Genomic DNA, 23,469 nt, shown 5'->3' with positions numbered 1-23,469 from the left:
TTAGTTATCCCATCTCCAATCACCACCAATTTGTAGCTTTAGCTTAAGGTCATGACCTTCTAGGAACGCTTTGGTTTCGGCATCGTTTAGTTTTTTGGCAGGAAGCGTTTCGGCATTGGCCAATGCGTAAAGCATCATAGAGCTAAAACGCACATTGTTTACCATGTGCTCTTTGTTTACTAAATCGAAGGAATCACAATCGGCATGATAGCAACCATAAATGGCGCGGTCTAATCTTGAGCTTGGTGCAGTGTAAGGAATTCCTTGCAACATAAACGGCTGATGATCACTGTGCAGTCCAGCACCATTGCTAACTGCGTTGGTGTAGGTAGTAGAATCAATCGCCATGATTTCTTTTCCAACAGCCTTAAAGAAAGCTTCGGCTTCTGGTCTTCCGCCTGTTCCAAATCCAGCAGGATTACCCGACATGTCTTGGTTCATTACATACTTAATTTGGTCAATCGTGCCGTTTTTAATGGCTTCGTCTACCATATATCTAGACCCCAGTAAACCTTCCTCTTCGCCCATAAACATTACAAACTGAACAGTTCTTTTTGGTTTCAAATTCAAGGCTTGGAAAGTTCTGGCCATGTCTAATACAGCAAATGAACCAATGCCATTGTCAATAGCACCTGTAGACAAATCCCATGAATCTAAATGTCCGCCTACAATAATTTTCTCATCAGGAAACTCTGAACCCTTAATTGTGGCAATCACGTTTCTCGCTTTAATTAACCCCGATTGGTTGGTCATTTTAATAGAAGCAAATTGGCTTTTTGCAGCCAAAGTTTCTTTCAAGGCCATTCCATCTTCTTTTCCAATACAAACCGCAGGGATTGGAATAAGGCTACCCGTAACCGAAGCCGTTCCAGTTAGTAAAACGCCTCCATCTACTTGGTTAATGATGATGATACCAATAGCACCGTATTTAGTGGCCAAAGCAGTTTTTTCAGAACGGTGTAACCCTGGAGTTCCTTTTGGGCTATCTGGCAAAGTACCGATATACACCAAAGCGATTTTCCCCATTACGGCATCAGGTCTGGCTTCATAGTCAGCATCAACGCCATTGCCCATGTCCACGATTTCAGCAGTCACATCTGCCGAAACAGGAGAGTGCGCCAAAGTAACAGCAGGGACAGTTTCCAATTTACCCTTTGCGCCAATCTGCACATCAATATCTCCTCTCGACCATGATTCTACTTCGAAAGGTTGGAACTGAACATCAGTCATGCCGTAGCCTTTCAGTAGGTCATAAGTGTATTGTTCGGCCTGAGCGCCATTTTCAGAACCTGTAAGTCTGTGCCCAATGGTAGAAATAGCTTCACCTAAAGTTTCGTAGGCTTTAGAGTTAGCCAAAACTTCTTCATTGATTTTTTTGAAAACCGTGGCTTGGTCATCGGCTTTTGGTGAGCAGCCTGTAAAGACAAGTGCGGTGCTAAAGAGTATGCAGAGTGTTTTTTTCATAGTCATAAAAATTTGATGGCGGAAGTTAAAAAAGAAAATGGAGCAGTGTAGCCACTTTTACATGATCGTTCAGAATTAAATGATGCAATACATAACTGGCTAGTGCTCAAATCCTTTATTCCTTTCTCTTTGAGTTCCTTTAGATAGGAAAATTTCGTTTCTTTGCCCCAAAATTAACCAGCATAAATTTAAAGAAATGTCAAGATTCAGAAGTGGTGTACTTTATGGCCAAGAGCTTAAGGATTGTTTAGCTTATGCCAAGGCGAATGAGTTTGCTTTACCAGCAGTAAATGTTACTGGTACAAACACAATCAATTCAGTTTTAGAGATAGCAGCCAAAGTGAATTCACCAGTAATGATCCAGTTTTCAGTGAGCGGTGCCGCTTTTTATGCTGGCAAGTCGCTCGCAAATGACGACTACAACGCATCTATTCAAGGCGCTATTTCTGGCGCTATGCATGTTCATCAAATGGCTGAACATTATGGTGTTCCGGTAATTCTTCATACCGACCACGCTGCAAAAAAACTTTTACCTTGGATTGACGGACTTTTAGTGGCCGGTGAAAAATTTTACAAGCAACACGGTCAGCCATTGTACAGCACGCACATGCTCGACCTTTCTGAAGAAACACTTGAGGATAACATTTCTATCAGTGTTGATTATTATAAAAAAATGCATGCCCTTGAAATGGGTATTGAAATAGAGTTGGGAATTACGGGTGGCGAAGAAGACGGTGTAGATAACACGGATGTGGACGCTTCAAGATTATATACTCAACCAGAAGAAGTAGCCCAAGCTTGGGATGCTTTAAGACAAGTAGGAGATATCTTTACGATTGCTGCTTCTTTCGGAAACGTACACGGTGTATATAAGCCAGGAAACGTTTCTTTAAAACCAGAGATCTTGAAAAATTCGCAGGATTATATCAAAGCTAAATTCAATACTGAAGACAAGCCGGTATTTTTCGTATTCCACGGAGGTTCAGGTTCTGAGCCTGCTCAAATCAAAGAAGCTACTTCTTATGGCTCAATTAAAATGAACATTGACACTGATATTCAATGGGCTTTCTGGGATGGCGTTCATAATTATTACAACGACAAGAAGGACTTCCTTCAAGGGCAAATTGGTAACCCAACTGGTGATGATTCTCCAAACAAAAAATTCTACGACCCACGTGTTTGGTTGAGAAAAGGAGAGGAAAGCATTGTGAAAAGATTAGAAGAAGCATTCAGCGATTTGAACTGTATGAACAGAAACTAAACTTTATTTGAAAAACTAAGGTTAAGAGAGCAACTACAGGTGGTAGTTGCTTTTTTTGTGCCCTTTTTATCTGGTATGCAGTATTATAATTGTTAGAATACTTATTATCTTAAAAGGATGAAACAGTTTTCCGACCTTTTGTTTCTGGATATAGAAACAGCCGCAGCCCATAAAAGCTTTGATGAATTATCCGAAAGAATGCAGAAGCTTTGGACTAAAAAAGCTGCGTTCTTACGAAATCCGAATGAGCTGTCGCCAGCAGAGTTGTATGGCCAAGCAGGAATTTATTCAGAATTTGGAAAAATTATTTCCATTGCGGTGGGCTATTTTAAAGAGGAAGAAAAAGGCTTTTCGCTTAGGGTGAAGGATATATCGAGCCACGATGAAATTGAAATTTTAACCGAGTTTAAAACCTTGGTAGAAGAAAAATTTAAATCGAAGAAATTAAGGCTTTGTGCACACAATGGTAAGGAGTTCGATTTTCCATATATCGCCCGAAGAATGATTATAAACGGCATTGAGGTGCCTAAAACACTTCAAATTTCGGGTAAAAAGCCATGGGAAATTCCGCATTTAGATACCATGGAAATGTGGAAGTTTGGTGACTATAAACACTTTACTTCACTGGATTTGTTGGCCGCCATTTTAAACATTCCCACCAGTAAAGACGATATTGATGGAAGTCAGGTAAATAGAGTGTATTACGAAGAAAACGATTTGGAGAGAATTGCGAAATACTGTAAAAAGGACGTTATTGTGCTCGCGCAGGTATTTTTAAAGCTCAATCAATTTCCTGCAATAAAAAATGATGACATTTTCATCATCTAGAAAGATTCGTGTTCTCCCCACCTTTGCTTAATTTCTAGCATATTTTTAAACATTATTAAATAACCCCTTTATGGGTAATAGAAGAAAAAAACAAACAAATACAAATGGCTCCGATCGCGGAGCTAAACAAGTACAGCCCCTCATCCTCGATTTCCTCGGTGAACATCCGGGTAGAGGATATCAGATCAAGCAGATATTAACGGCCCTTGGGGTCAGAGATAAAAACTCGAAGAAAATTGTAACTGAAGCCATTTTCCGATTGGAAGATATAGGCGCAATAAAAAAACTGCGTAATGGCTCTTTTGCCCTCGATAAGAGTGAAAAGGAAACCATTACAGGAACAGTCGATTTTGTGAACGCGAGGTTTGCCTACGTAACCCCCGATGGCGGTGATGAGGATACCGCTGATATTTGGGTGTCGATAGACGATACCAATGGCGCCATGGATGACGATAAAGTCAAAGTGGTTTTGAAGAACAAAAAGCATGGAAAGCATGCCGAAGGTAAAATTGTTGAGGTACTGGAAAGAAACCGCGATGAGTTTGTGGGGCGACTGGAAATGTCGAGCCGATACGCTTTCGTGATCTCCGATTTCAGAAAAATGTTTTACGACATCTTTATCAATTTAAAAGACCTAAACGGTGCGAAACACAATGATAAAGTTATTGTGAAAATTACCCAGTGGCCCGAAAGGAATAAAAAGCCTGAGGGAGTGGTTACCAGAGTGCTTGGAAAAGCAGGTGAACACAATGCTGAAATTCACTCTATTATTGCCGAATTTGGCTTGCCTTTGGAATTTCCAGAAGGGCTAGAAACCGCTGCCGAAAACATTTCAGATAAAATTACCAAAGCAGAAATAGCCAAACGTAGGGATTTCAGAAATGTGACTACCGTAACGATTGATCCTTTCGATGCAAAGGATTTTGATGATGCTTTGTCGGTTCAAAAACTACCGAATGGAAATACGGAAGTTGGGATTCATATTGCCGATGTAACGCATTATGTAACGCCAAATTCGGAACTCGAAAAGGAAGCCGTAAACAGGGCTACTTCGGTGTATTTGGTAGATCGTACCATTCCGATGTTGCCAGAAAGGCTCTCGAACGGACTTTGTTCACTTCGACCTAATGAAGATAAACTTACGTTTTCGGCTGTGTTTGAATTGGATGAAAACGCCAATATCAAAAACGAATGGTTTGGCCGAACCATCATCCATTCCGACCGAAGGTTTACTTATGAAGAAGCCCAAGAAAGAATTGAATCTGGCGAAGGCGACTTTGCAGAGGATATCAATCATTTAAACAAGCTGGCTCATCAATTGAAAGACAGGCGTTTCAAAAATGGTGCTGTCAATTTTGAAACCGTGGAGGTTAAGTTTGTACTCGATGAAAACGGGAAGCCGCTCGGAATTACCCCAAAGGAAAGAAAAGATGCGCATAAGCTGATTGAAGAGTTTATGCTCATGGCAAATAAGCGTGTGGCTGAATTTGTATTTAAAAAAGGCACTAGAGACAAACCAAAAACTTTCGTTTACAGAACCCACGACAACCCAGATCCTGAAAAGTTGAATACGTTTTCAAACTTTGCCGTACGTTTTGGGCATAAAATGGATGTAGAACGTCAAGGAATTTCTAAATCACTCAATGCATTAATTAGTGAAATTGAAGGAAAGCCTGAGCAGAACGTTTTGCAACAATTGGCCATCCGTACCATGGCGAAAGCAAAATATACCACGGCTGAAAATGGTCACTTTGGTTTGGCTTTCGATCATTATACACATTTCACTTCGCCCATTAGGCGTTACCCCGACATGATGGTGCATCGTCTGCTTCAGCATTATTTGGATGGGGGTAAATCGGTAGACAAAGAAGAAACAGAAGAACTTTGTGTTCACGCTTCGGAACGAGAAAAACGTGCTGCCGATGCGGAGCGTGCTTCTATTAAATTCAAACAAGTTGAATTTATGGCCATGGCCGAAGACAAAGTTTTTGCGGGGATTGTTAGTGGTGTTACAGAATGGGGTATTTTTGTGGAAATCACCGAAACCAAATGTGAGGGCATGGTAAGAATGTCGGATCTCACAGATGATTTTTATGAGTTTGATGAACAAAACTATCGAGTGATTGGTAAACGAAACAAGAGAATCATTACCCTTGGCGATAATGTAGATGTTAGGGTGAAAGCAACCGACATTGACAGAAGAACCATCGATTTAACATTTGCAGAGGATGACCGAAAATCACCTAGAGCTGGTTCAGCTCATAAATAAAAGATTAGAAGAACGAGATTACGGTAGCGAGCCAAAAGAGCTTTATGATCCTATAAGATATATTATGTCTTTAGGTGGAAAGCGAATGCGCCCTTTGCTTGTGCTTTTGGCTTATAAACTTTTCAAAGACGATCCCGAAACGGTTGTGGATCAAGCCTTGGCGGTGGAGGTGTTTCATAATTTCACCCTAGTACATGACGATATTATGGACAATGCCCCTTTGCGAAGGGGTAAAGCCACCGTGCATGAAAAGTGGGACGCGAATACGGCCATTCTTTCTGGAGATGTAATGATGGTGAAAGCCTATGACATGCTTTTAGATGCTCCGGCCAACCTGAGACAAATAGTGCAGGATTTTAACGCCTGTGCTGCTGGGGTTTGCGAAGGCCAGCAACTGGACATGAATTTCGAAACTTTAGCAACTGTAGAGGAGTCAGCTTATATCAATATGATTAGGCTGAAAACTGCCGTGCTTTTGGGTTTTAGTTTGAAGCTGGGCGCCATGCTTGCCCAAAGCTCAAATGAGGACGCTGAGCTGCTTTACGACTTCGGGGTAAGTATTGGGATTGGGTTTCAGTTAAAGGATGACTTGCTGGATGTATATGGCGATCAGGCCAAGTTTGGGAAACAGGTAGGAGGAGATATCATTTCTAACAAGAAAACTTTCCTTTTGCTCAAAGCCCTGGAATTGGCCAATGAAGAGCAGAAAAAGCAACTGGATTATTGGTTGGGTCTGAACAAATTTGACGCTGCTGCCAAAGTGGAGGCGGTACGTGCTATCTATGATGCCATTGGCATTGAAGCATTGACCAAAGCCAAGATGAACGAATACTTCGACCATGGTTTTTCAGATTTGGAACAACTTGATATTGAAGAAGAAAAACGAGCTTCTCTGAAGAGGTTTGCAGAGTACTTAATTGATAGAGAACACTAGATGCAGGTTACCTACATATTAATGGCCGTGATTGGTTTGATCACGTATTTTGCTTGGGAGCGCCCAGAATGGCAGAAGCGTTTAATGCTTAATCCGTACACTGTGGTTCACGAGAAGAAGTATTATCAACTCATTACTTCGGGTTTTGTCCATAATAATGGCATCCATTTACTTTTGAACCTCTTTACGCTTTACTTTTTCGGTCTGGCGATAGAGCAAATTTTCTACAGCTATTTTGGTGAGCTTGGCCTTGTGCTTTATATCCTTCTTTTTATCACGGCCGTAATTGTGGCGAATATCCCCACAACGATTAAGCATAAAAATAACTACAATTATAATTCGCTAGGGGCATCCGGTGGGGTTTCGGCCTTGGTGATGGCCTTTATTTTGTTTGACCCGATTAGAGATTTGTGCCTTTATGCTATTATCTGCTTGCCGGGCTATATTCTAGGCGGACTCTTTATTGTCTACTCGATTATTATGAGTAAGCGAAACACAGACAACATTAACCATGATGCCCATCTTTTTGGAGCTATCTATGGTGTTATATTCACATTACTCCTCCGCCCATCTACTTTTTCTTATTTTATTGAGGCGATTTTTTAAAGGTTATTCATCTAAGGATTAAGGCGTTGATTTATAGGTGTTTAATCGTGTAGCGATATTTTTTTTCGAAAATAATTCAATTTCAAGGGTGACTTTTCGGTGTTTAAATCATTAAAGTTATATGCCTTGTTGTAAACAATATATAACAGAAGGCTAAAAAAACTTCAGAAGAACTTATGAAATTAATCAAACTAACTATTTGCTTATTGTTAATATTGTTTATCTCTGCCTGTCAAAACGATACTGACAAGATACCAGCCCTACCCGAGAATGATCTGACCAGTTTGGGCAATGAACCCCTGCTACAACAGTTGCTTTCAGAACTCAGGGAAGACAAAAAAGGTAGCTCAGCCGTAGATGACCCAAACTCTATTCTAAAGACAGTTGATTGGGGGAAAGTTAGAAAGCTAACACAGCCCAGTTTGGACAGAACCGCTTATTCTGCCGGGGCATGGCAGTACGGCCCGACTGGTGTTTACCTCAACAACCTTGTTCTGGTAAAGAGAGGAGAAAAGAACTACACTTACATCATCCGTTACACACCGTATGATCAATCTACCACTCAGTATAGCCTTACCGATTTTAAAGGTACGATAGAAGTGTTCGATATAGAGGGTAACAAAATGGCGAACATGGTGGAGGAAGAAAAAGGGATAGGCTCCATAAAATCAGAAACAACATGTTTTACCGAAATACACTATACTTGGACACAAGTGTGCAGCAATGGTTCGTGTGGTGACATTACACAAATAGAATGGACCGAGGTGGAGTACTGCTATAGCACACCAGATGGTGACGGTGGTAATGGCTGGAATGGTGATAACTACGAGGGGGACGGTCTTGAGCCGCTGGACGATGGTGGTGGTACGGGCATTCCTGTTTATGAACCTGACTCTTATTGCATATATTGGATAGACATGGGATTGAACTGTTCGGATATGGAGGTCTTTGAACAAGATTATAAAAGAAGGATGTCGCAAAAGGAGCTACAAATATTTGAGCAAATGTCAGAGTTAAATAAGGCACAGTTCTTGAGAAATGCTTGGGAAGCACAGAGTTATGCTGAGAAATATTTCCCTAACTCTGTTTATAATGGAAAAGGAGATGCTGTTAGGCATGCTCTTTTCCATGCAATGAATACAGTTTCTATTGGCAACACACTTTCAAAACAATTAGGTGATGCTCATGAAGATCAAAACTCTCGCTACCCCTATGAATGGAAAGAGGTAAATATGGACTTACATAATAATCAAGTTGGGAGAGAATGGTCAAATTGGTTTGAGAGGGGTTATTACTCTGGTATAAATGAGTCAATTATTGCAGCTTTGGAAGCAGGTGAGTTAGTATATTTGAATAATCTCGATAATAACGGAAGAGCAACTGCTTTATCAGTTCTCGTTAAATCAAACAATTAAAGTTATGTCAAAGAAGCTAATCCTATATATCTCTATTTTGTTCAGTATTTTAACTAGTTGTGGTTACAAACGTCAACCAGATTTAATTTTACTAAATAATTCAAGCACGAGCTTCGAAGCCATTTATACATCAACCTCAGGAAGCACTGATTCAGTAAACATTGGATCTTTAAGTGTTGGTAAAGAATTGAAATCAAGGTTTTCAATCGATGATTTAGATACTTCTGATGGATGTTATTTCATAAGAGCATTAGGAGATGACGGAAGAGTAATCACCAAATGTTTTGGCTACTACACAAACGGATCTTCATTAAATAGGGGATTTAAGCTTATAATTGAGAATGATACTCTACTTATTGATAGTTGGTAAACTGAGTATTTTATGTTATTAATTCAAGAGATACTAACTCTTCTTTAATGTTTTTGATTTCCTCGGCTTTTGAATGCGGAGCGCCAGAGGATTGAATTAGAGAAAAGGGGTGAGGCTGGTTCTACCTTAGTTATGTGAGATTATACATTGAAAAACAGTATTATACTTGCTTTACTGGTATTGGTACTTCTCTACTGACACGCTGAGCCTCTGGATGCAGATGCTAATGGGAAGCTGTTAGTTAAGTATCATCTCTGTTATTAGTCAGTTGGTTTGTCTAAGTAATTGTAGTTTACGAATCAGGTACAGTATTTTTGACCTGATCAGGTTGTTTAAAGCCTAACCTTACTTCTTTAAGTCTTCATGGGTTGCCCAGCAAACAGAAAAAGCCCAATCCTTTTGAGATTGAGCTTTCGGTATATTTTAAGAACTTTATTGATTAAGCTTCTGCAGCTTCTCCTGAAAAAGGAACAACAGAAACATATGATCTGTCTTTTCTACCTTTTCTGAATTCAACCACACCATCAGACAAAGCGAATAGTGTATGGTCTTTACCAATACCTACGTTTGTGCCTGGGTGATGCTTAGTTCCTCTTTGTCTTACAATGATGTTACCAGCAATAGCGGCTTGTCCACCGTATATTTTAACACCAAGTCGTTTACTTTCCGATTCACGACCGTTTTTCGAACTACCTGCTCCTTTCTTATGTGCCATGGTAAGTTGTTATTTAGATATTGTTTCGATTAAGACTTTGGTGAAGTTCTGGCGATGGCCATTTTTCTTCTTGTAACCCTTTCTTCTTTTCTTCTTGAAGACGATTACTTTATCACCTTTAACGTGTCCGATAATTTTACCGGAAACTTTTGCACCACTAACGGTAGGTGCGCCTACCTCGACTGTGCCTTCATTGTCTAACAATAAGACTTTGTCGAATTCTAAGGAAGCGCCCTCTTCGCCTGCCATTAATGGGGCATAAACGAATTGGTCTTGCGTTACTTTGAACTGCTTTCCTGCTATATCTACGATTGCGTACATTTGAATGTTTTTCAAAAACGGATTGCAAAGATAGCAGTTTGATTTCTAAATCCAAACCAAATCTAGATCATAAATGCAAGAGATTTAACAATATTAAATTTTCATTTTTTTTGATCTTCAATTGCGTTGAATATGAGTGTAAGTTATTGTTCATATTTATTATTTTAATCATTTAAAATACAGCTATTTATACGATCATATTTAGACTGCTACATATGAAAATTAACTGTGGAAATCACGTTGATTTTTACGCAGTTTTGTGTAATATTTGTTTCAGGTTACGACCCCAAAACAACAACCTATCTTTCTGTTAAAGTCTCATTCCCAAGAATGCCAGACACTTATAACGGAAGTACCTTATATTGTATAGGAGTATTATCCCAAGGTGATGCCTAAGGATAAAAATTTGCGTCAGGCAAAACTTGATGCAGCGTAATCTTTTTATTTAAAAAATAAAACCGATATCGAGAGATGAGTGAGCGAAGAGCAATAACAGAAGAACCATTATTGAAAGAGAACAAGGACAGGTTTGTGCTTTTTCCAATCAAGCATGATGACATCTGGGGTTACTATAAAAAAGCAGAAGCCAGTATGTGGACTGCTGAAGAAATAGATTTACATCAAGATTTAACTGATTGGGAAAATAAGCTAAATGATGACGAACGCTATTTCATTAAACACGTGCTTGCGTTTTTTGCTGCTTCTGATGGTATTGTAAATGAAAACTTGGCAGAGAACTTTATTAATGAAGTTCAATATACCGAGGCGAAGTTTTTCTACGGTTTCCAAATTATGATGGAGAACATTCATTCAGAAACCTATTCGCTTTTAATAGATACTTATATAAAGAATCCTAAAGAGGCTGATGAGCTTTTTCATGCCATCGAAAACTTCGATGCTATTAAGAAAAAAGCAGAGTGGGCTTTAAAGTGGATCGAGTCTCCTCATTTTGGAGAAAGACTAATTGCTTTTGCCGCAGTAGAAGGTATTTTCTTCTCTGGTAGCTTCTGTTCTCTTTTCTGGTTAAGAAAAAGAGGTTTGATGCCAGGGCTTACATTTTCGAATGAACTAATCTCAAGAGATGAAGGTTTGCATTGCGATTTTGCCGTGCATCTTCATAATCAGCATTTGATTAATAAGGTGCCTAAGGAAAGAATTAAAGAAATTATAATTGACGCATTAGATATAGAAAGAGAATTTATTACTGAATCTCTTCCCGCGCGTCTTATCGGAATGAATTCCGATTTAATGACGCAATACTTAGAGTTTGTTGCAGATCGACTATTGATGGAATTGGAATGCGAAAAGGTATACAACTCCACCAATCCTTTTGATTTCATGGAAATGATTTCACTTCAAGGTAAAACCAACTTCTTCGAAAGAAGAGTAGGTGAATACCAAAAAGCTGGCGTTATGAAGGAAGGAGATGATCCGGATGCTCACAAATTTAGTATGGATGAAGATTTTTAGTTTATATTTATAGACACCCCCAAAACCCCAAATATGTTAGTAGTAAAAAGAGATGGCAGACACGAGTCGGTAAAGTTCGACAAGATCACTGCCAGGATAGACAAACTATCCTACGGACTAGATCCCGCTTTCGTTGAGCCTGTGGAAGTGGCCAAGAAAGTAATTGAAGGATTGTATGATGGAGTAAGCACGTTAGACTTGGATAACTTAGCAGCTGAAATTGCAGCCACGATGACCGTGAAGCACCCTGATTACGCAAAACTCGCGGCTAGAATTGCCATTAGTAACCTTCATAAAACTACCAGTAAGTCGTTTTCAAATACCATGAAAAGGCTCTATACTTATGTAGACCCTAAAACAGGTGAAAACGCCCCATTGGTATCGAAAGAAACTTACGGAATAGTGAAAGCGCATGCCGCAACACTAGATTCCAATATTATCTACGATAGAGATTTTAGTTACGATTACTTCGGTTATAAAACCTTGGAGCGTTCGTACCTAATGAAAATCGATGGTAAAATCGTTGAACGCCCTCAGCACATGCTCATGAGAGTAGCAGTAGGTATTCACGGAGAAGACATTGAAAAGGCAATCGAAACCTACAATCTGCTTTCAGAAAAATGGTTTACACACGCCACTCCTACATTATTTAATGCGGGTACACCAAAACCACAACTTTCATCTTGTTTTCTACTAACAATGAAAGATGATAGTATTGATGGTATTTACGATACACTTAAGCAAACTGCAAAAATATCGCAGTCGGCTGGAGGTATTGGGCTTAGCATTCATAATGTGAGAGCAAAAGGATCATATATCAAAGGAACAGGAGGGGTTTCCAATGGTATAGTGCCTATGTTAAGAAATTTTGACATGACAGCCCGTTATGTAGATCAAGGTGGTGGAAAAAGAAAGGGGTCTTTTGCCATCTATATGGAGCCTTGGCATGCCGATATCTTCGATTTCCTTGATTTGAAGAAGAACCACGGAAAAGAAGAGCTAAGAGCTAGAGATTTATTTTACGCACTTTGGATTTCTGACCTCTTTATGAAGAGGGTTGAGAATAACGAAGATTGGACACTTTTCTGCCCTAACGAAGCACCAGGCTTGGCTGATTGCTATGGTGAAGAGTTTGAAAGATTGTATGAGAAATACGAGCGCGAAGGTAAAGGCCGTAAAACGGTAAAAGCGCAAGACCTTTGGTTTGAAGTGTTAGAATCTCAGATTGAAACAGGAACACCTTATATGCTTTATAAGGATGCCGCTAACAAGAAATCAAATCAGAAAAATTTAGGTACAATTAAGTCATCCAACTTATGTACTGAAATTATAGAGTACACAGCTCCTGACGAGGTGGCCGTTTGTAACCTTGCTTCTTTGGCATTGCCAAAGTTTGTAAATGAAGAAACTGGTAAGTACGATTTCCAAGCTTTGTATGATGTTACTTATGTAGCCACTAAAAACTTGAACAAGGTAATTGATGTGAACTATTACCCTGTTGAGGAGGCTAAGAATTCGAACATGCGCCACAGACCAATTGGTTTGGGAGTACAAGGATTGGCCGATGCGTTTATTTTAATGAGAATGCCATTTGATTCTCCTGAAGCGCGTCAGTTGAACAAGGATATTTTCGAAACCATCTACTTTGCTGCCATGACGGCTTCAAAGGATTTGGCAAAAGTTGAAGGTCCTTATCAAACATTCAAAGGTTCACCAGTATCTAAAGGTATTTTCCAATACGACATGTGGGGTGTTACTCCAGAGTCTGGACTTTGGGATTGGGATAACTTGAAGAAAGAAGTGAAGAAGCACGGAGTGAGAAACTCTTTGTTAGTGGCACCAATGCCTACAGCTTCAACCTCTCAGATTTTAGGAAATAACGAGTGTTTTGAGCCATATACTTCAAACATTTACACAAGAAGAACTTTATCAGGTGAATTCATTATTGTGAACAAGCACTTAATGAAAGATTTGATCGAGCTTGGCTTGTGGAATGACAACATGAAGAATAAGCTGATTGCAGCGAAAGGATCAGTTCAGGCCATTCCTGAAATTCCTCAGCAAATCAAAGACCTTTATAAAACTGTTTGGGAAATTTCTCAGAAGAGTATTATTGAGATGTCTGCCGATAGAGGAGCTTACATCTGCCAGTCTCAAAGTTTGAACATTCACATTCAAGATCCGAACTTCGGAAAGATGACTTCTATGCATTTCTATGCTTGGAAGAAAGGTTTGAAAACAGGAATGTACTACTTGAGGTCTAGAGCAGCAGCCGATGCTATTCAGTTTACAGTAGACAAGGCCGCAGCCAGTACACCAACCGCAGCACAAATAGAACAAAAAGCAGCCGATATGGCCTGCTCGCTAGATAATCCAGATGCTTGCGAAGCATGTGGTAGCTAATAGAACTTTACTACTAACTGAAAAGCCTTCACAGCGATGTGGAGGCTTTTTTTATGCCTTACACTAGCTGGTTTTAGATGAAGCTCTTGAGTTACTTTTTGATGGTTTTGAGTATCCTTGCCGGAGTGCTTGTCTTTTTTATTTATGGGGTAATGGAAATAGAGCTGCTCGAATGGCTGTGAAATTTACCCATTAAGGCATTCATAGCAGTCCTTTCAATTCTCCTGCTTAGAGTAGTGAGAAGGAAAAATAGAAGATTAGAAGTTTAGCTCAGCAAGTCTTCATATACCATAGTGTAGCCCAAGTCCTTTTCAATAGAAGTAACACTTACGGTCTGTACTTTCCCCTCGCGGTTCATTACAAAATCATTCCATTCATCACCTTTGCCACCAGTTTTATGGAAGTCGATAATTTCTTTCTGCTCAAAGCTATCATGTTCTTCGAGCCAAAGCTTAAACCAGTGTTTTCTCTCCGTTCTAACCGCTTCAGGATAAAGCGTACTGGAACTCCAAATATGGGGCTGGGTTACATCTAAATGTCTAACATGCACCTTTACCTCGTCCCAAACCAATTCAGTAGCACTTAGATTTCCGTTGTCTTCAATTAAAATTAAAGTGAAGGGCTCTATTCCCTTGAAGTCGTATTGATCTATAAAGCTTTGAACATTATTGTACTTGAAAAAATCAAGCAGCATAATACCCCTGCTCAGTTTGTAAGGCGGTTGGTGTTGGTGCTTTTCAAATGCTCCATTCAGTAAGCACAAAGTAAATTGCTTCTTGTCCGTAGCAATCCAAGTTCCACCAGCAAGCGGATCTTTTGGAAAGAACACTTCTTTACCATGGACAGTATAAGCCATAGGAGTTAACGCGGCTCGCTTAGGCGTTTCGTCTCGGTTAGAAGTTAAGATGTATGATGTTTTTCCTTTAGGAAGGAATGTTACTGTGCACATTCAGAGTCTCTCTGATATTTTATAGTAGAATAAGCTACGCCAAAACTTTCTGGAATTTTAACCTCAGAAAATGCATTCAGCAACGCAATTTTAATAATGGCCATATGGTGAACAGCGTGCTCAATATTGTACTGCAATTCTCTAAATAACGTAGTATCAATCGTTACCGGGTCATTCCCATCAACAGAATAGTTGGCATACATTGTAATAGGCTGATCTTGTGAAATGGCCATGATTTCCAAGCTTAAAGAATTCATTTTTTCAATAGCCAGTACCCTATTTTCTTCAAGAACTTTGTCGTGTGATCGCTTGTCATAGTCTACCTTTCCAGTAGTATGTCCAACCATCATTAGGTCATAAAATTCAATGATATGCCTAATGTGTTTGCCTATGGAATTTTTAGATAGAATTCCTAAAGGTGACCTAAATTCATCATCTTTCAACTGATTTGAAATCACAATGATCTGGTTAAGAATATCAACAGAAATTTGTTGTAACTGCATTTAATGCGTGTTAAAGTTAAAGCCACGAATAGGCAAAGTTATCAAATTATTCAATTATGTATATCTGCTAAAGATTAAAGAAGTTACGTTTTTAGATAAAAAGCAAGAAGATTAATTTCCAGAGATTATTTTAGTCCATTCACTTTCCGCTTTCTTGAAAAGGTTATTCTCGTCTTTATTCCAATCCTTAAGCGTGTTGTTGAATCTGAAGTTGTAGAAAAGAAGAAGACGATCATCCTTTATTTTGAAAGTTTTAGGATCAATTTTCACCTTATCACCAAAAGCCATTGCGTATGCGCAGTATCCCCCATAAGCGGGTTCATACTTACTCGGAGCTTTATCAAATAGAGCCTTATTTTCTGAAGTGGAGAAATAATAAGTTGCCCCATTATGTTTGGAGCTGATGGCACTTTTCCCTTCAATGGCATTATTCTCGGTAAAATAGGCCACAGGGTCATACCCTTGTATGGCTACACCTTTTTCAAGATTATAATCTTTGGTTTTGACTTCTTGTGCATTTAGGGTAGCAAGTGAGCAAATGCCAATAATCGCTACTAGAATATGCCTTAATTTTTTCATAACACTTTTTTTGTTCGTGTAGGTAACGCGTGCAAATGTTCAGCGGTTGTTGAATTCACTTACGTATTTACTCAAAGTGTTGGATTGAAGACAAACATAAACAATTTAAATCTTAGCAGCTTTATCATAATTAACGATATTTCGTGAAAATAGGGACGCATGACACAAAGGAAATATAGTTTGGAGGACCTCTCTCGCTTATCATACTTTACATTGGAGCGAGCTTTGGCTTCTATTTTTTGGATGGATAGTGAAGGGAAAATTGTGTATGCCAATGATACTGCCTGTCAGAATTATGGCTACTCCAAAGATGAATTTCTAAAAATGTTGATTTATGATATCAACAGAAATTATACCCAGAGCAGTTACAAAAAGATGTGGGAAAGGTTTCCATCTGAGACTCAGTTTACCATGGAGTCTACTCACTTCACCAAGAGTGGAGATGAAATTCCTGTTGAGATATTTTTGAATTATGCAGAGTTTGAAGGGCAGGCATTCAATATCAGTTTTGTACTTGATATAAGTGAACGAAAAAGAAAAGAGAAGCTATTAAAGTCCATTACTCAAAATACTACTGCCGCAATTGGTGAAGACTATTTCAAACTTTTGGTAGAGAATATTACTAATGCCCTTGGCGTAACCATGTCCATTGTTACTGAATGCACTAGTGCAGAAAAGACAAGACTGAGAACTTTGGCTTATTATGAAAATGGGAAGTTGCAGGAGAATATTGAATACGATGTGAAGGGAACACCTTGCGAGATTATTCTAGAAACTCTAAAACCCTATCATCAAAAAAACCAGGTGGGGAAAGATTTCTATAAAGATGAAGGTGTGGAAGGCTACATCGGTTTTCCTATTGTTTCCAGAACAGGCGAATGTATTGGCAATTTGGCTTTGTTTAGCAATAATGAGTTGAACCTTTCTGAAGAAGAGATCCAAATCTTAAATACTCTGGCAGAAAGGGCAAGTCTAGAAATTGAGCGAAATGCTGCAAATTTAAGACTAGTTAAGGCTTTAAATGAGGTAGAAGATTTAAAAGACCGCCTAGAAGCTGAAAACACATACTTACAGCAAGAGATTAAAACTGAGCACAATTTTGAAGAGATCATAAGCCAGAGTTTAAAATTTAAACAAATCTTAACTCAGGTGGAGCAAGTAGCCAAAACAGACGCTACAGTCTTGGTTTTGGGCGAGTCAGGAACAGGCAAAGAGCTGCTTTCTCGTGCGGTGCACAACATCAGTAATCGAAAGAATAGGACACTGGTAAAGATCAATTGTGCCTCACTTCCGGCCAACTTAATTGAAAGTGAACTTTTTGGTCATGAGAAAGGCGCTTTTACAGGGGCTCTGATGCGAAAATCTGGCCGATTTGAGTTGGCGGATGGAGGTACCATTTTCCTAGATGAAGTTGGAGAGCTCCCAGTTGAACTACAAGCTAAACTACTGCGCGTATTACAAGAAGGTGAGTTTGAAAGGGTGGGTGGTACCAAAACCATAAAAGTAAATGTTCGGATTATAGCCGCAACAAATCGTGAGCTAGAGAAGGAAGTGGCAGAAGGTAAGTTCAGGGCAGACTTATATTATCGATTAAATGTGTTTCCTATCTATAGCATTCCGCTGCGCGAAAGAAAGGAAGATATTCCTTTACTGGTCAGACATTTTGTAGATAAGTATGGCCCGTTGCTCGGAAAGAAAATTGCAAATATTCCGAAGGGTGTAATTAAAGCACTTCAAGCCTACAACTGGCCGGGTAATATTAGAGAGTTAGAAAATGTGATAGAACGAGCAGTGATTATTAGTGGTGAGCAAAAGCTAGAGTTGGCAGGTTGGATGCCAAACAAATCTCGTGAAGAAACAGAAACCGAATTGCTTACCCTAGAGGACTTTGAAAGAAAATACATTCTCAAAGTATTGAATGAGGTAATGTGGAGAGTGAGCGGAGAGAAAGGCGCAGCTAAAATTTTGGGAATGAAACCAACTACATTAGAGTCGAGAATGAAGAAACTTGGGATAAAAAGGTAGTTTGAATGAAATTTGTTTTTCACGAAATATCGTTAATTTCATAACGCACATTAACTACGCTAAACTAATTTTCTCTATAAATGGCTGACTAATTGATTCTTACCTTAACTGTCGGCCAAATTACTTCCTGAAAATCTCTTTCTTATTATTTCATGATATTCACGTTATATCGTGAAATAATTTGCTTGTTTAAACCTTGTTTATTTGATTTTACATCAGAGTAATCTGAAAGTCAGTTAATTACGTTGGTAGATTGTCGCTTGGCACATTCATTGTCTCAAGAAAGACAATTCTGCAGACGGCAGAATGACAAGTATGGCTTAGTAATTAAAGTAGGGCTAAAAGTGTCTAAGGTTTTAATCGGTTGTTTATCTTTCAACCCTCAAATGAAGAAGAAGAAATTACCCCTGTTTATTGTTAAGTGGTTGAGCTATGAGTACTGGCCCTTTTGGTTGTTTTTTATGCCATTAGTGCCATGGTGGATTTACCTTGCTATCAGAGCACGGTCGTTCACTTACTTTACCGCTGCCAACCCAGGCATAGAACACGGAGGTGTTTTTGGTGAATCGAAAATTGATATTCTTAAGAAAATCGATCCAAAGTATTTACCTAAAACTCTATTCTTCAAAAAGCTAACACCTTGTGAAATCGTAACTCACGAGCTGAAAAACATCCAATTGGAGTTTCCGATTATCGTGAAACCCAATGTGGGCGAACGGGGCAACGAGGTGGAGAAAGTTGAAAATGTAGCCGCATTAGATCGGTACATCAAAAGGTCAAAAGAAGATTTCATTATTCAGGAATATGTGAGTTATGATATAGAGTTGGGCGTTTTGTACTATCGTTTTCCAGACAGCGATAAAACTGGCATTACCTCTATTGTAACCAAGGAGTTTTTGACGGTAACGGGCGATGGTAAATCCACCATTCGCGAACTGATGGAGTACAACGACCGCGCTAGACTTCAGCTAGAAAGCATGACGAAAAGACTAGGTGCCGCATTGAATGAAGTAATCCCAGAAGGTGAAAAGAGAAATCTAGAACCGATAGGGAATCATTGTCGAGGTACCAAGTTCTTAAGCGGAATGCATCTGTTGAATGACCAGTTGGTAAACGTGTTCGATGATGTAGCTTCTGGAATTGACGGTTTCTATTTCGGTAGGTTTGATTTAAAAGTGAAATCGGTAGAAGATCTTTATAAGGGTGAAAACATCAAGGTTTTAGAACTCAACGGAGTAACTTCAGAACCAGCGCACATTTACGACCCGTCTTATTCATTGTTCAGGGCTTATAAGGAAACGGCTGAGAATATGATGATGATGTACAGAGTGAGTGAAGCCAATATAAAACAAGGAGTAAAAGTGACTCCAGTTTTTGAAATGGCGCGCTTGATCAAGACCCACTTTGGACGTGAGAAAAATGACATTGTAAACCAAAGCATGACTACATGATTTGGCACATATTTCAAGCTTTAATTTTATCAACAGCAATTAGTTTCGCAGGGTCGATTCAATTGGGGCCGGTTAATTTCGGCACCATCAGAACTGCCCTTCGGTACAATAAAAAATCAGCCATACTTTTCGGTTTTGGGGGAAGTTTACCCGAATTATTCTATAGCGCTTTGGCCTTGGGTAGTTCGAATTTACTCAGTCGTTACGAATACCTCGATGACTACCTCAAATACCTGACAATCGGTGTTTTATTCATTTTTGGAATATATCTGATATTTCAAAAGCCCACTGAGGCAAGTGAAAAGGACAGTCCAGATAAAGGCAACCACGTATGGCGCGGTATGGGTTTCGGAATTCTAAATCCTCAATTATATCCTTTTTGGCTCTTCATTATTACAAACCTCAGAAGCAATAACCTGCTTACGGATGAACGCTGGCCTGTGCAAGCCGCATTCGTAATTGGAACTGCTGCAGGGGCTTTTCTGCTACAATATTTAGTGGCGGTTTTTACCTCGAAAAAGAGGGAGTTTGTATACATGAAATTAACGAAGAACTACAACAAAATACTCGGGGCAGTAATCCTCGCAGTGGCAGTTTTTCAACTGGTAATAAACCTGTAAGAGCAATGCAAAGAGAAATTAAGTACTGGTATTTGAGGAATTACGACCTTTTCTCAAACCTCACAAAAGAACAAATCAATGACCTTTGTGGTATTTCTAAATTCGTGAGAATGAAGAAAGGCCATACCATTTACTTTGCTAGCGATGAGGTGAAACGCGTTTACTTTCTCATTAACGGGAAAATAAAAATCAGCGAAATGGACCAATCGGGCAATGAAATGATCAAGGACATTTTGCTTACGGGCGACTTGTTTGGAGAAATCTCTTTCAATATGCTTACGCTTAGTCATGAGTATGCCGAAATACTTTCTAGCGAGGTAATTCTCTGCACTTTCACCATGGACGAGTTTGAAGAACTGATGCAAAAGCACCCAATGCTTTGCCTTAATTTCACTAAGAAGATAGGGGATAAGCTGCGCAAACTAGAGCACCGCCATGCCAATTTGGTGTTTAAAGATGTAAAAGAAAGGCTCAAAGACTTCCTTAAAATGTGGGCCATTAACGAAGGAAAAGATACTCCCGAAGGTGTGTTGATCAAAAACTACTTAACCCATAATGAAATTGCCAGTTTGATCAGCTCTTCTCGCCAAACCGTAACCACCATTATCAATGAACTCAAAGAAGAAGGCGCATTGTCTTACTCTCGCAGCCAAATTGTAATCCCAAATATTGCGGTGTTGAGCTAAGTATATTTATTGAATGTTGTTTTATATTATACTTAATGCGATATACTAAGGCTAGCGGGTTTTGTCGAGTTCTAGTCTATGTATTAAAGGTTGTTTGGGGTTTACTTCAATCGGTATAAGATCACCAATTTTTCCATTTCCTTTTTTTGCTCTGAAATAGGATTTGAAGGTTTGTTGACCAACACTATATTCATAAAAGTAATTTAGGAGTTTAGTGTAGTACGAATCTCCCCAGCCCTGAATATGAGTGATTTCTGCAAGGGCTGACTCTGTAGTTTTGAAAAGATGAACAGTATCAGCGTCTGGAAACATTTTTCTGTTGTACCAACCTCCAATAACTGCTGAGTATCCTGACTGATAGTCAATTTTTTTAATCTTGGTCGCAACTGGTAATAAGGCGTTGAACTCAATATACTCAGCCATGTACGAATTTAGATTTACATCAATTTCAACTTCGTTTTTTACGTTCCATCGTCCAAATAGAATGGGGCTTTCGGAAAAATTGAGGCTTGTGAAAATATTACCATATCTAGGCAACTGTTCGTAGAAATTAATAACAGAGATTTCAATTTTAGAAGCTCCATTGTATTTGTATGCAACAAGTAGCTTCTTCTTATCAGGAGATACGGTAAAATGTTCTATTATTTGAGTTAATCCCTCGTTTTTGTCAAGGAGTGTAACATCGAACTGTATATCATTCAGCAAAAATCCGGAAGTATCGGCCTTAGTATTTGATCTTATATATGATTGAATGTTTAGTCCAAGTAGAAATGTTTGATTATTCAGCCACTTAATGGGTTCGTAACGAGTGTTCGTGGGGTAATTAATGTCAGGTATAGTATACTTGTTTATAACCCCAAGAGTGTCTTTTGTGCTAAGAATTGCAGACCATGATCGAGAAAATCCTAATGCACCAATGTCAAACATGTATGTCAACAACACCTTGGATGAATCGGGTGAAAATTTTCTATCAATTACCATTATATCATCATCAGATAAGTATACATCTCGTTCACATGAGAGTAGTATCAAGGTAAATATTAGACAGAAGAGTTTTTTCATTTTGAAAGTGATGATTGTTAGAAATGGCTCAGCATTTATGTGTTTTTTAATTCCTATATAGTGTCTTAATCTAATGATTTTTCGGCTTTTAATGCCCTATGGCTCCATCAACCTCAACGCTTCTTTTTTACTCAATGGACTGAGTTCTGTTTTGTCCACAAAGTCAATTACCCATTTAGGGTTGGTTCTGCTGTATTCTCTTAATATCCAGCCAATGGCTTTATTGATAAAGAATTCCTTAGAACCTAAGAGAGCGTTTATGGTAGTGCTTAGTATTTCGGTATGGATATCCCCCTTGTACTTTAGTTGGAATAATAGTGCACAGCGTTGCAGCCAAATGTTTCCAGAATCTAACCATTTGTCTACATGAGGTTGCCTTTCTTTTGGGTAGAGCTTGAAATAGGCACCCATAAGTTTGTAAGTAATAAAATCTACAGTGTCCCACCATGATTTGTGTTTTGCCATATATTCAAGCAACTGGATGTCGCTGATTTCAAATTGCTTTACATACTTGAATACCAACTCTTGCCCAAAGAGCTGAAAGTCCCTCTGGGGTTTTTCCCAAAGAGTCTTTACAATTTGGTGTAGGTCCTTTTTCGCGGGTAAGTATTCCTTGACTAAAAATGGTTTTTGAATCTCCCTTCTGTCTTGTGTTTTGATTCCAAAGAACTCAAACTGGTTTCGCAAGTAGGCCTTTTGTTCTGAAGCGATTTTCGGATTTTCCTTGCTTTTAAATTCAGCTTCTAATGTATCTATGTACTGTGTCATGTTCTCATTAACTCTAAATTTAACAAAGCTCGGAGGTTTAATTTGTTATTGCCCGAGTGGTCTTTTTTTACAAACAATAAAATGTTGATTAGAAGTTTTTGGCAGCAAATGATGATCTATAATTTCAAAGTTCTCTTCTGCGAACAGCTTCTTTAGGTCTTGTAGTTTTAAAGAGTTGATCTTTGGTGTGAGTCCTAATTTATTTAGAACAGAAAACAGGCTGTTCATTAATGGTTTTTCAGCCATACATGGTGTAACTGACACAATAAGACCTTCTGGTTTTAACAATTCATGTATTCTTGAAACTACTCGCTCTGCAGACTCGAGTAAGTGAAGTACATGGAAACATAAGATAACATCGTATGAAGCTGGCTTGAGGTAATCATCAAAAATTGTTGACTGTTTGTATTGAACGTTTGATATTTGATGCTTTTGAGCCTTTGTTTTAGCCAACTCGATCATGTTGTGAGAGAAATCAATGGCATGAATTTGTTGAACTAAGGGTGATATTTCATTGGAAATGAGTCCAGTTCCGCAACCAAAGTCTAAAACTAAATATTCGGACTTTAAATATTGAGCTAGTTGATTTATAGTATTTTGATATTTTTCTTCATCCCTTTTTTCTTCTCTGTCATATGAACTGGCTGCTCGATCCCAGAATTTTACTGCTTTGTTGAGTGCATCTTTATTCATGTAATTAAGCTTTTTTGAAACAGGTGGCTGTATTCAGCTCAAAATGCATCTATAATTTATAAACTCCTCTAATTTTT

At 38.8% G+C, this 23,469-nt stretch carries 22 protein-coding genes; 13 read left to right on the top strand and 9 right to left on the bottom strand.

The window, feature by feature from the left end:
* Nucleotides 1-1,464, bottom strand: coding sequence for a M20/M25/M40 family metallo-hydrolase (locus tag AAC026_RS15490; protein WP_339699856.1), 1,464 nt, complete (start codon nucleotides 1,462-1,464; stop codon nucleotides 1-3).
* A gap of 196 nt (nucleotides 1,465-1,660) precedes the next feature.
* Between AAC026_RS15490 and fbaA the strand changes: the two genes are divergently transcribed.
* The 7 genes from fbaA (at nucleotide 1,661) to AAC026_RS15455 (ending at nucleotide 9,147) form a co-directional block, all read left to right on the top strand.
* Nucleotides 1,661-2,725, top strand: coding sequence for a class II fructose-bisphosphate aldolase (gene fbaA / locus AAC026_RS15485; protein WP_339699854.1), 1,065 nt, complete (start codon nucleotides 1,661-1,663; stop codon nucleotides 2,723-2,725).
* 117 nt (nucleotides 2,726-2,842) lie between these two features.
* Nucleotides 2,843-3,553, top strand: a complete 711-nt coding sequence (locus AAC026_RS15480; protein WP_339699852.1) for a 3'-5' exonuclease — start codon at nucleotides 2,843-2,845, stop codon at nucleotides 3,551-3,553.
* Between the two features lie 70 nt (nucleotides 3,554-3,623).
* Entirely contained in the window at nucleotides 3,624-5,822 is a 2,199-nt protein-coding gene (gene rnr / locus AAC026_RS15475; protein ID WP_339699850.1) for a ribonuclease R, read from the top strand.
* A complete protein-coding gene (locus AAC026_RS15470) occupies nucleotides 5,782-6,756 on the top strand; it encodes a polyprenyl synthetase family protein (RefSeq protein WP_339699847.1) in 975 nt (324 codons plus the stop codon). Before rnr ends, AAC026_RS15470 begins: the two co-directional genes overlap by 41 nt.
* A complete protein-coding gene (locus AAC026_RS15465) occupies nucleotides 6,757-7,362 on the top strand; it encodes a rhomboid family intramembrane serine protease (RefSeq protein ID WP_339699844.1) in 606 nt (201 codons plus the stop codon). It begins immediately after the preceding gene.
* 176 nt (nucleotides 7,363-7,538) lie between these two features.
* Nucleotides 7,539-8,777 (top strand): hypothetical protein, encoded by a 1,239-nt coding sequence (locus AAC026_RS15460; protein ID WP_339699841.1) that lies wholly within the window; start codon nucleotides 7,539-7,541, stop codon nucleotides 8,775-8,777.
* A gap of 4 nt (nucleotides 8,778-8,781) precedes the next feature.
* Nucleotides 8,782-9,147, top strand: coding sequence for a hypothetical protein (locus tag AAC026_RS15455; RefSeq protein ID WP_339699838.1), 366 nt, complete (start codon nucleotides 8,782-8,784; stop codon nucleotides 9,145-9,147).
* A 439-nt stretch (nucleotides 9,148-9,586) separates the two neighbouring features.
* Here the strand turns inward: AAC026_RS15455 and rpmA are convergent, their stop codons facing one another.
* Both rpmA and rplU read right to left on the bottom strand, forming a co-directional pair.
* Nucleotides 9,587-9,862: a 50S ribosomal protein L27 gene (rpmA, locus tag AAC026_RS15450; RefSeq protein ID WP_339608550.1), complete on the bottom strand. Its 276-nt coding sequence runs from the start codon at nucleotides 9,860-9,862 to the stop codon at nucleotides 9,587-9,589.
* 9 nt (nucleotides 9,863-9,871) lie between these two features.
* Nucleotides 9,872-10,183 (bottom strand): 50S ribosomal protein L21, encoded by a 312-nt coding sequence (gene rplU / locus AAC026_RS15445; protein ID WP_339699835.1) that lies wholly within the window; start codon nucleotides 10,181-10,183, stop codon nucleotides 9,872-9,874.
* A 471-nt stretch (nucleotides 10,184-10,654) separates the two neighbouring features.
* Between rplU and AAC026_RS15440 the strand changes: the two genes are divergently transcribed.
* Nucleotides 10,655-11,653, top strand: coding sequence for a ribonucleotide-diphosphate reductase subunit beta (locus AAC026_RS15440; protein ID WP_339608552.1), 999 nt, complete (start codon nucleotides 10,655-10,657; stop codon nucleotides 11,651-11,653).
* Nucleotides 11,654-11,686: 33 nt separating this feature from the next.
* On the top strand, nucleotides 11,687-14,056 hold the full coding sequence (locus AAC026_RS15435) for a ribonucleoside-diphosphate reductase subunit alpha (RefSeq protein WP_339608553.1): 2,370 nt from the start codon (nucleotides 11,687-11,689) through the stop codon (nucleotides 14,054-14,056).
* A gap of 265 nt (nucleotides 14,057-14,321) precedes the next feature.
* Here AAC026_RS15435 and AAC026_RS15430 read toward each other — a convergent pair whose 3' ends face one another.
* The 3 genes from AAC026_RS15430 to AAC026_RS15420 form a co-directional block, all read right to left on the bottom strand.
* A complete protein-coding gene (locus AAC026_RS15430; RefSeq protein ID WP_339699832.1) occupies nucleotides 14,322-15,005 on the bottom strand; it encodes an NRDE family protein in 684 nt (227 codons plus the stop codon).
* Entirely contained in the window at nucleotides 14,993-15,508 is a 516-nt protein-coding gene (locus AAC026_RS15425; RefSeq protein WP_339699829.1) for a hypothetical protein, read from the bottom strand. Before AAC026_RS15425 ends, AAC026_RS15430 begins: the two co-directional genes overlap by 13 nt.
* Nucleotides 15,509-15,619: 111 nt before the next feature.
* Nucleotides 15,620-16,087 (bottom strand): YHS domain-containing (seleno)protein, encoded by a 468-nt coding sequence (locus tag AAC026_RS15420; RefSeq protein WP_339699826.1) that lies wholly within the window; start codon nucleotides 16,085-16,087, stop codon nucleotides 15,620-15,622.
* A 159-nt stretch (nucleotides 16,088-16,246) separates the two neighbouring features.
* Here AAC026_RS15420 and AAC026_RS15415 point away from each other — a divergent pair, with 159 nt between their 5' ends.
* From AAC026_RS15415 to AAC026_RS15400, 4 genes are all read left to right on the top strand, one after another.
* The gene (locus AAC026_RS15415; RefSeq protein WP_339699823.1) at nucleotides 16,247-18,112 is read left to right on the top strand and encodes a sigma 54-interacting transcriptional regulator; all 1,866 of its coding nucleotides are present in this window, start codon (nucleotides 16,247-16,249) and stop codon (nucleotides 18,110-18,112) included.
* 386 nt (nucleotides 18,113-18,498) lie between these two features.
* The gene (locus tag AAC026_RS15410) at nucleotides 18,499-19,563 is read left to right on the top strand and encodes a hypothetical protein (protein WP_339699820.1); all 1,065 of its coding nucleotides are present in this window, start codon (nucleotides 18,499-18,501) and stop codon (nucleotides 19,561-19,563) included.
* Nucleotides 19,560-20,183 (top strand): LysE family transporter, encoded by a 624-nt coding sequence (locus AAC026_RS15405; RefSeq protein ID WP_339699818.1) that lies wholly within the window; start codon nucleotides 19,560-19,562, stop codon nucleotides 20,181-20,183. The genes AAC026_RS15410 and AAC026_RS15405 overlap by 4 nt, the downstream gene beginning before the upstream one ends.
* Before the next feature lie 5 nt (nucleotides 20,184-20,188).
* Complete coding sequence (locus tag AAC026_RS15400) at nucleotides 20,189-20,869, top strand: Crp/Fnr family transcriptional regulator (RefSeq protein WP_339699816.1); 681 nt, start codon at nucleotides 20,189-20,191, stop codon at nucleotides 20,867-20,869.
* A gap of 51 nt (nucleotides 20,870-20,920) precedes the next feature.
* Here the strand turns inward: AAC026_RS15400 and AAC026_RS15395 are convergent, their stop codons facing one another.
* The 3 genes from AAC026_RS15395 to AAC026_RS15385 form a co-directional block, all read right to left on the bottom strand.
* On the bottom strand, nucleotides 20,921-21,901 hold the full coding sequence (locus AAC026_RS15395) for a hypothetical protein (RefSeq protein WP_339699814.1): 981 nt from the start codon (nucleotides 21,899-21,901) through the stop codon (nucleotides 20,921-20,923).
* Between the two features lie 126 nt (nucleotides 21,902-22,027).
* Nucleotides 22,028-22,699 carry a DNA alkylation repair protein gene (locus AAC026_RS15390; protein ID WP_339699812.1) on the bottom strand — a complete coding sequence of 224 codons (672 nt, stop codon included), beginning with the start codon at nucleotides 22,697-22,699 and terminating at the stop codon, nucleotides 22,028-22,030.
* 45 nt (nucleotides 22,700-22,744) lie between these two features.
* Nucleotides 22,745-23,392 (bottom strand): class I SAM-dependent methyltransferase, encoded by a 648-nt coding sequence (locus AAC026_RS15385; RefSeq protein WP_339699810.1) that lies wholly within the window; start codon nucleotides 23,390-23,392, stop codon nucleotides 22,745-22,747.
* Nucleotides 23,393-23,469 lie beyond the last annotated feature (77 nt).

Source organism: uncultured Roseivirga sp. (assembly GCF_963973945.1).
Taxonomy (GTDB): Bacteria; Bacteroidota; Bacteroidia; order Cytophagales; family Cyclobacteriaceae; genus Roseivirga.
This window is presented reverse-complemented; position numbering and strand designations above follow the sequence as displayed.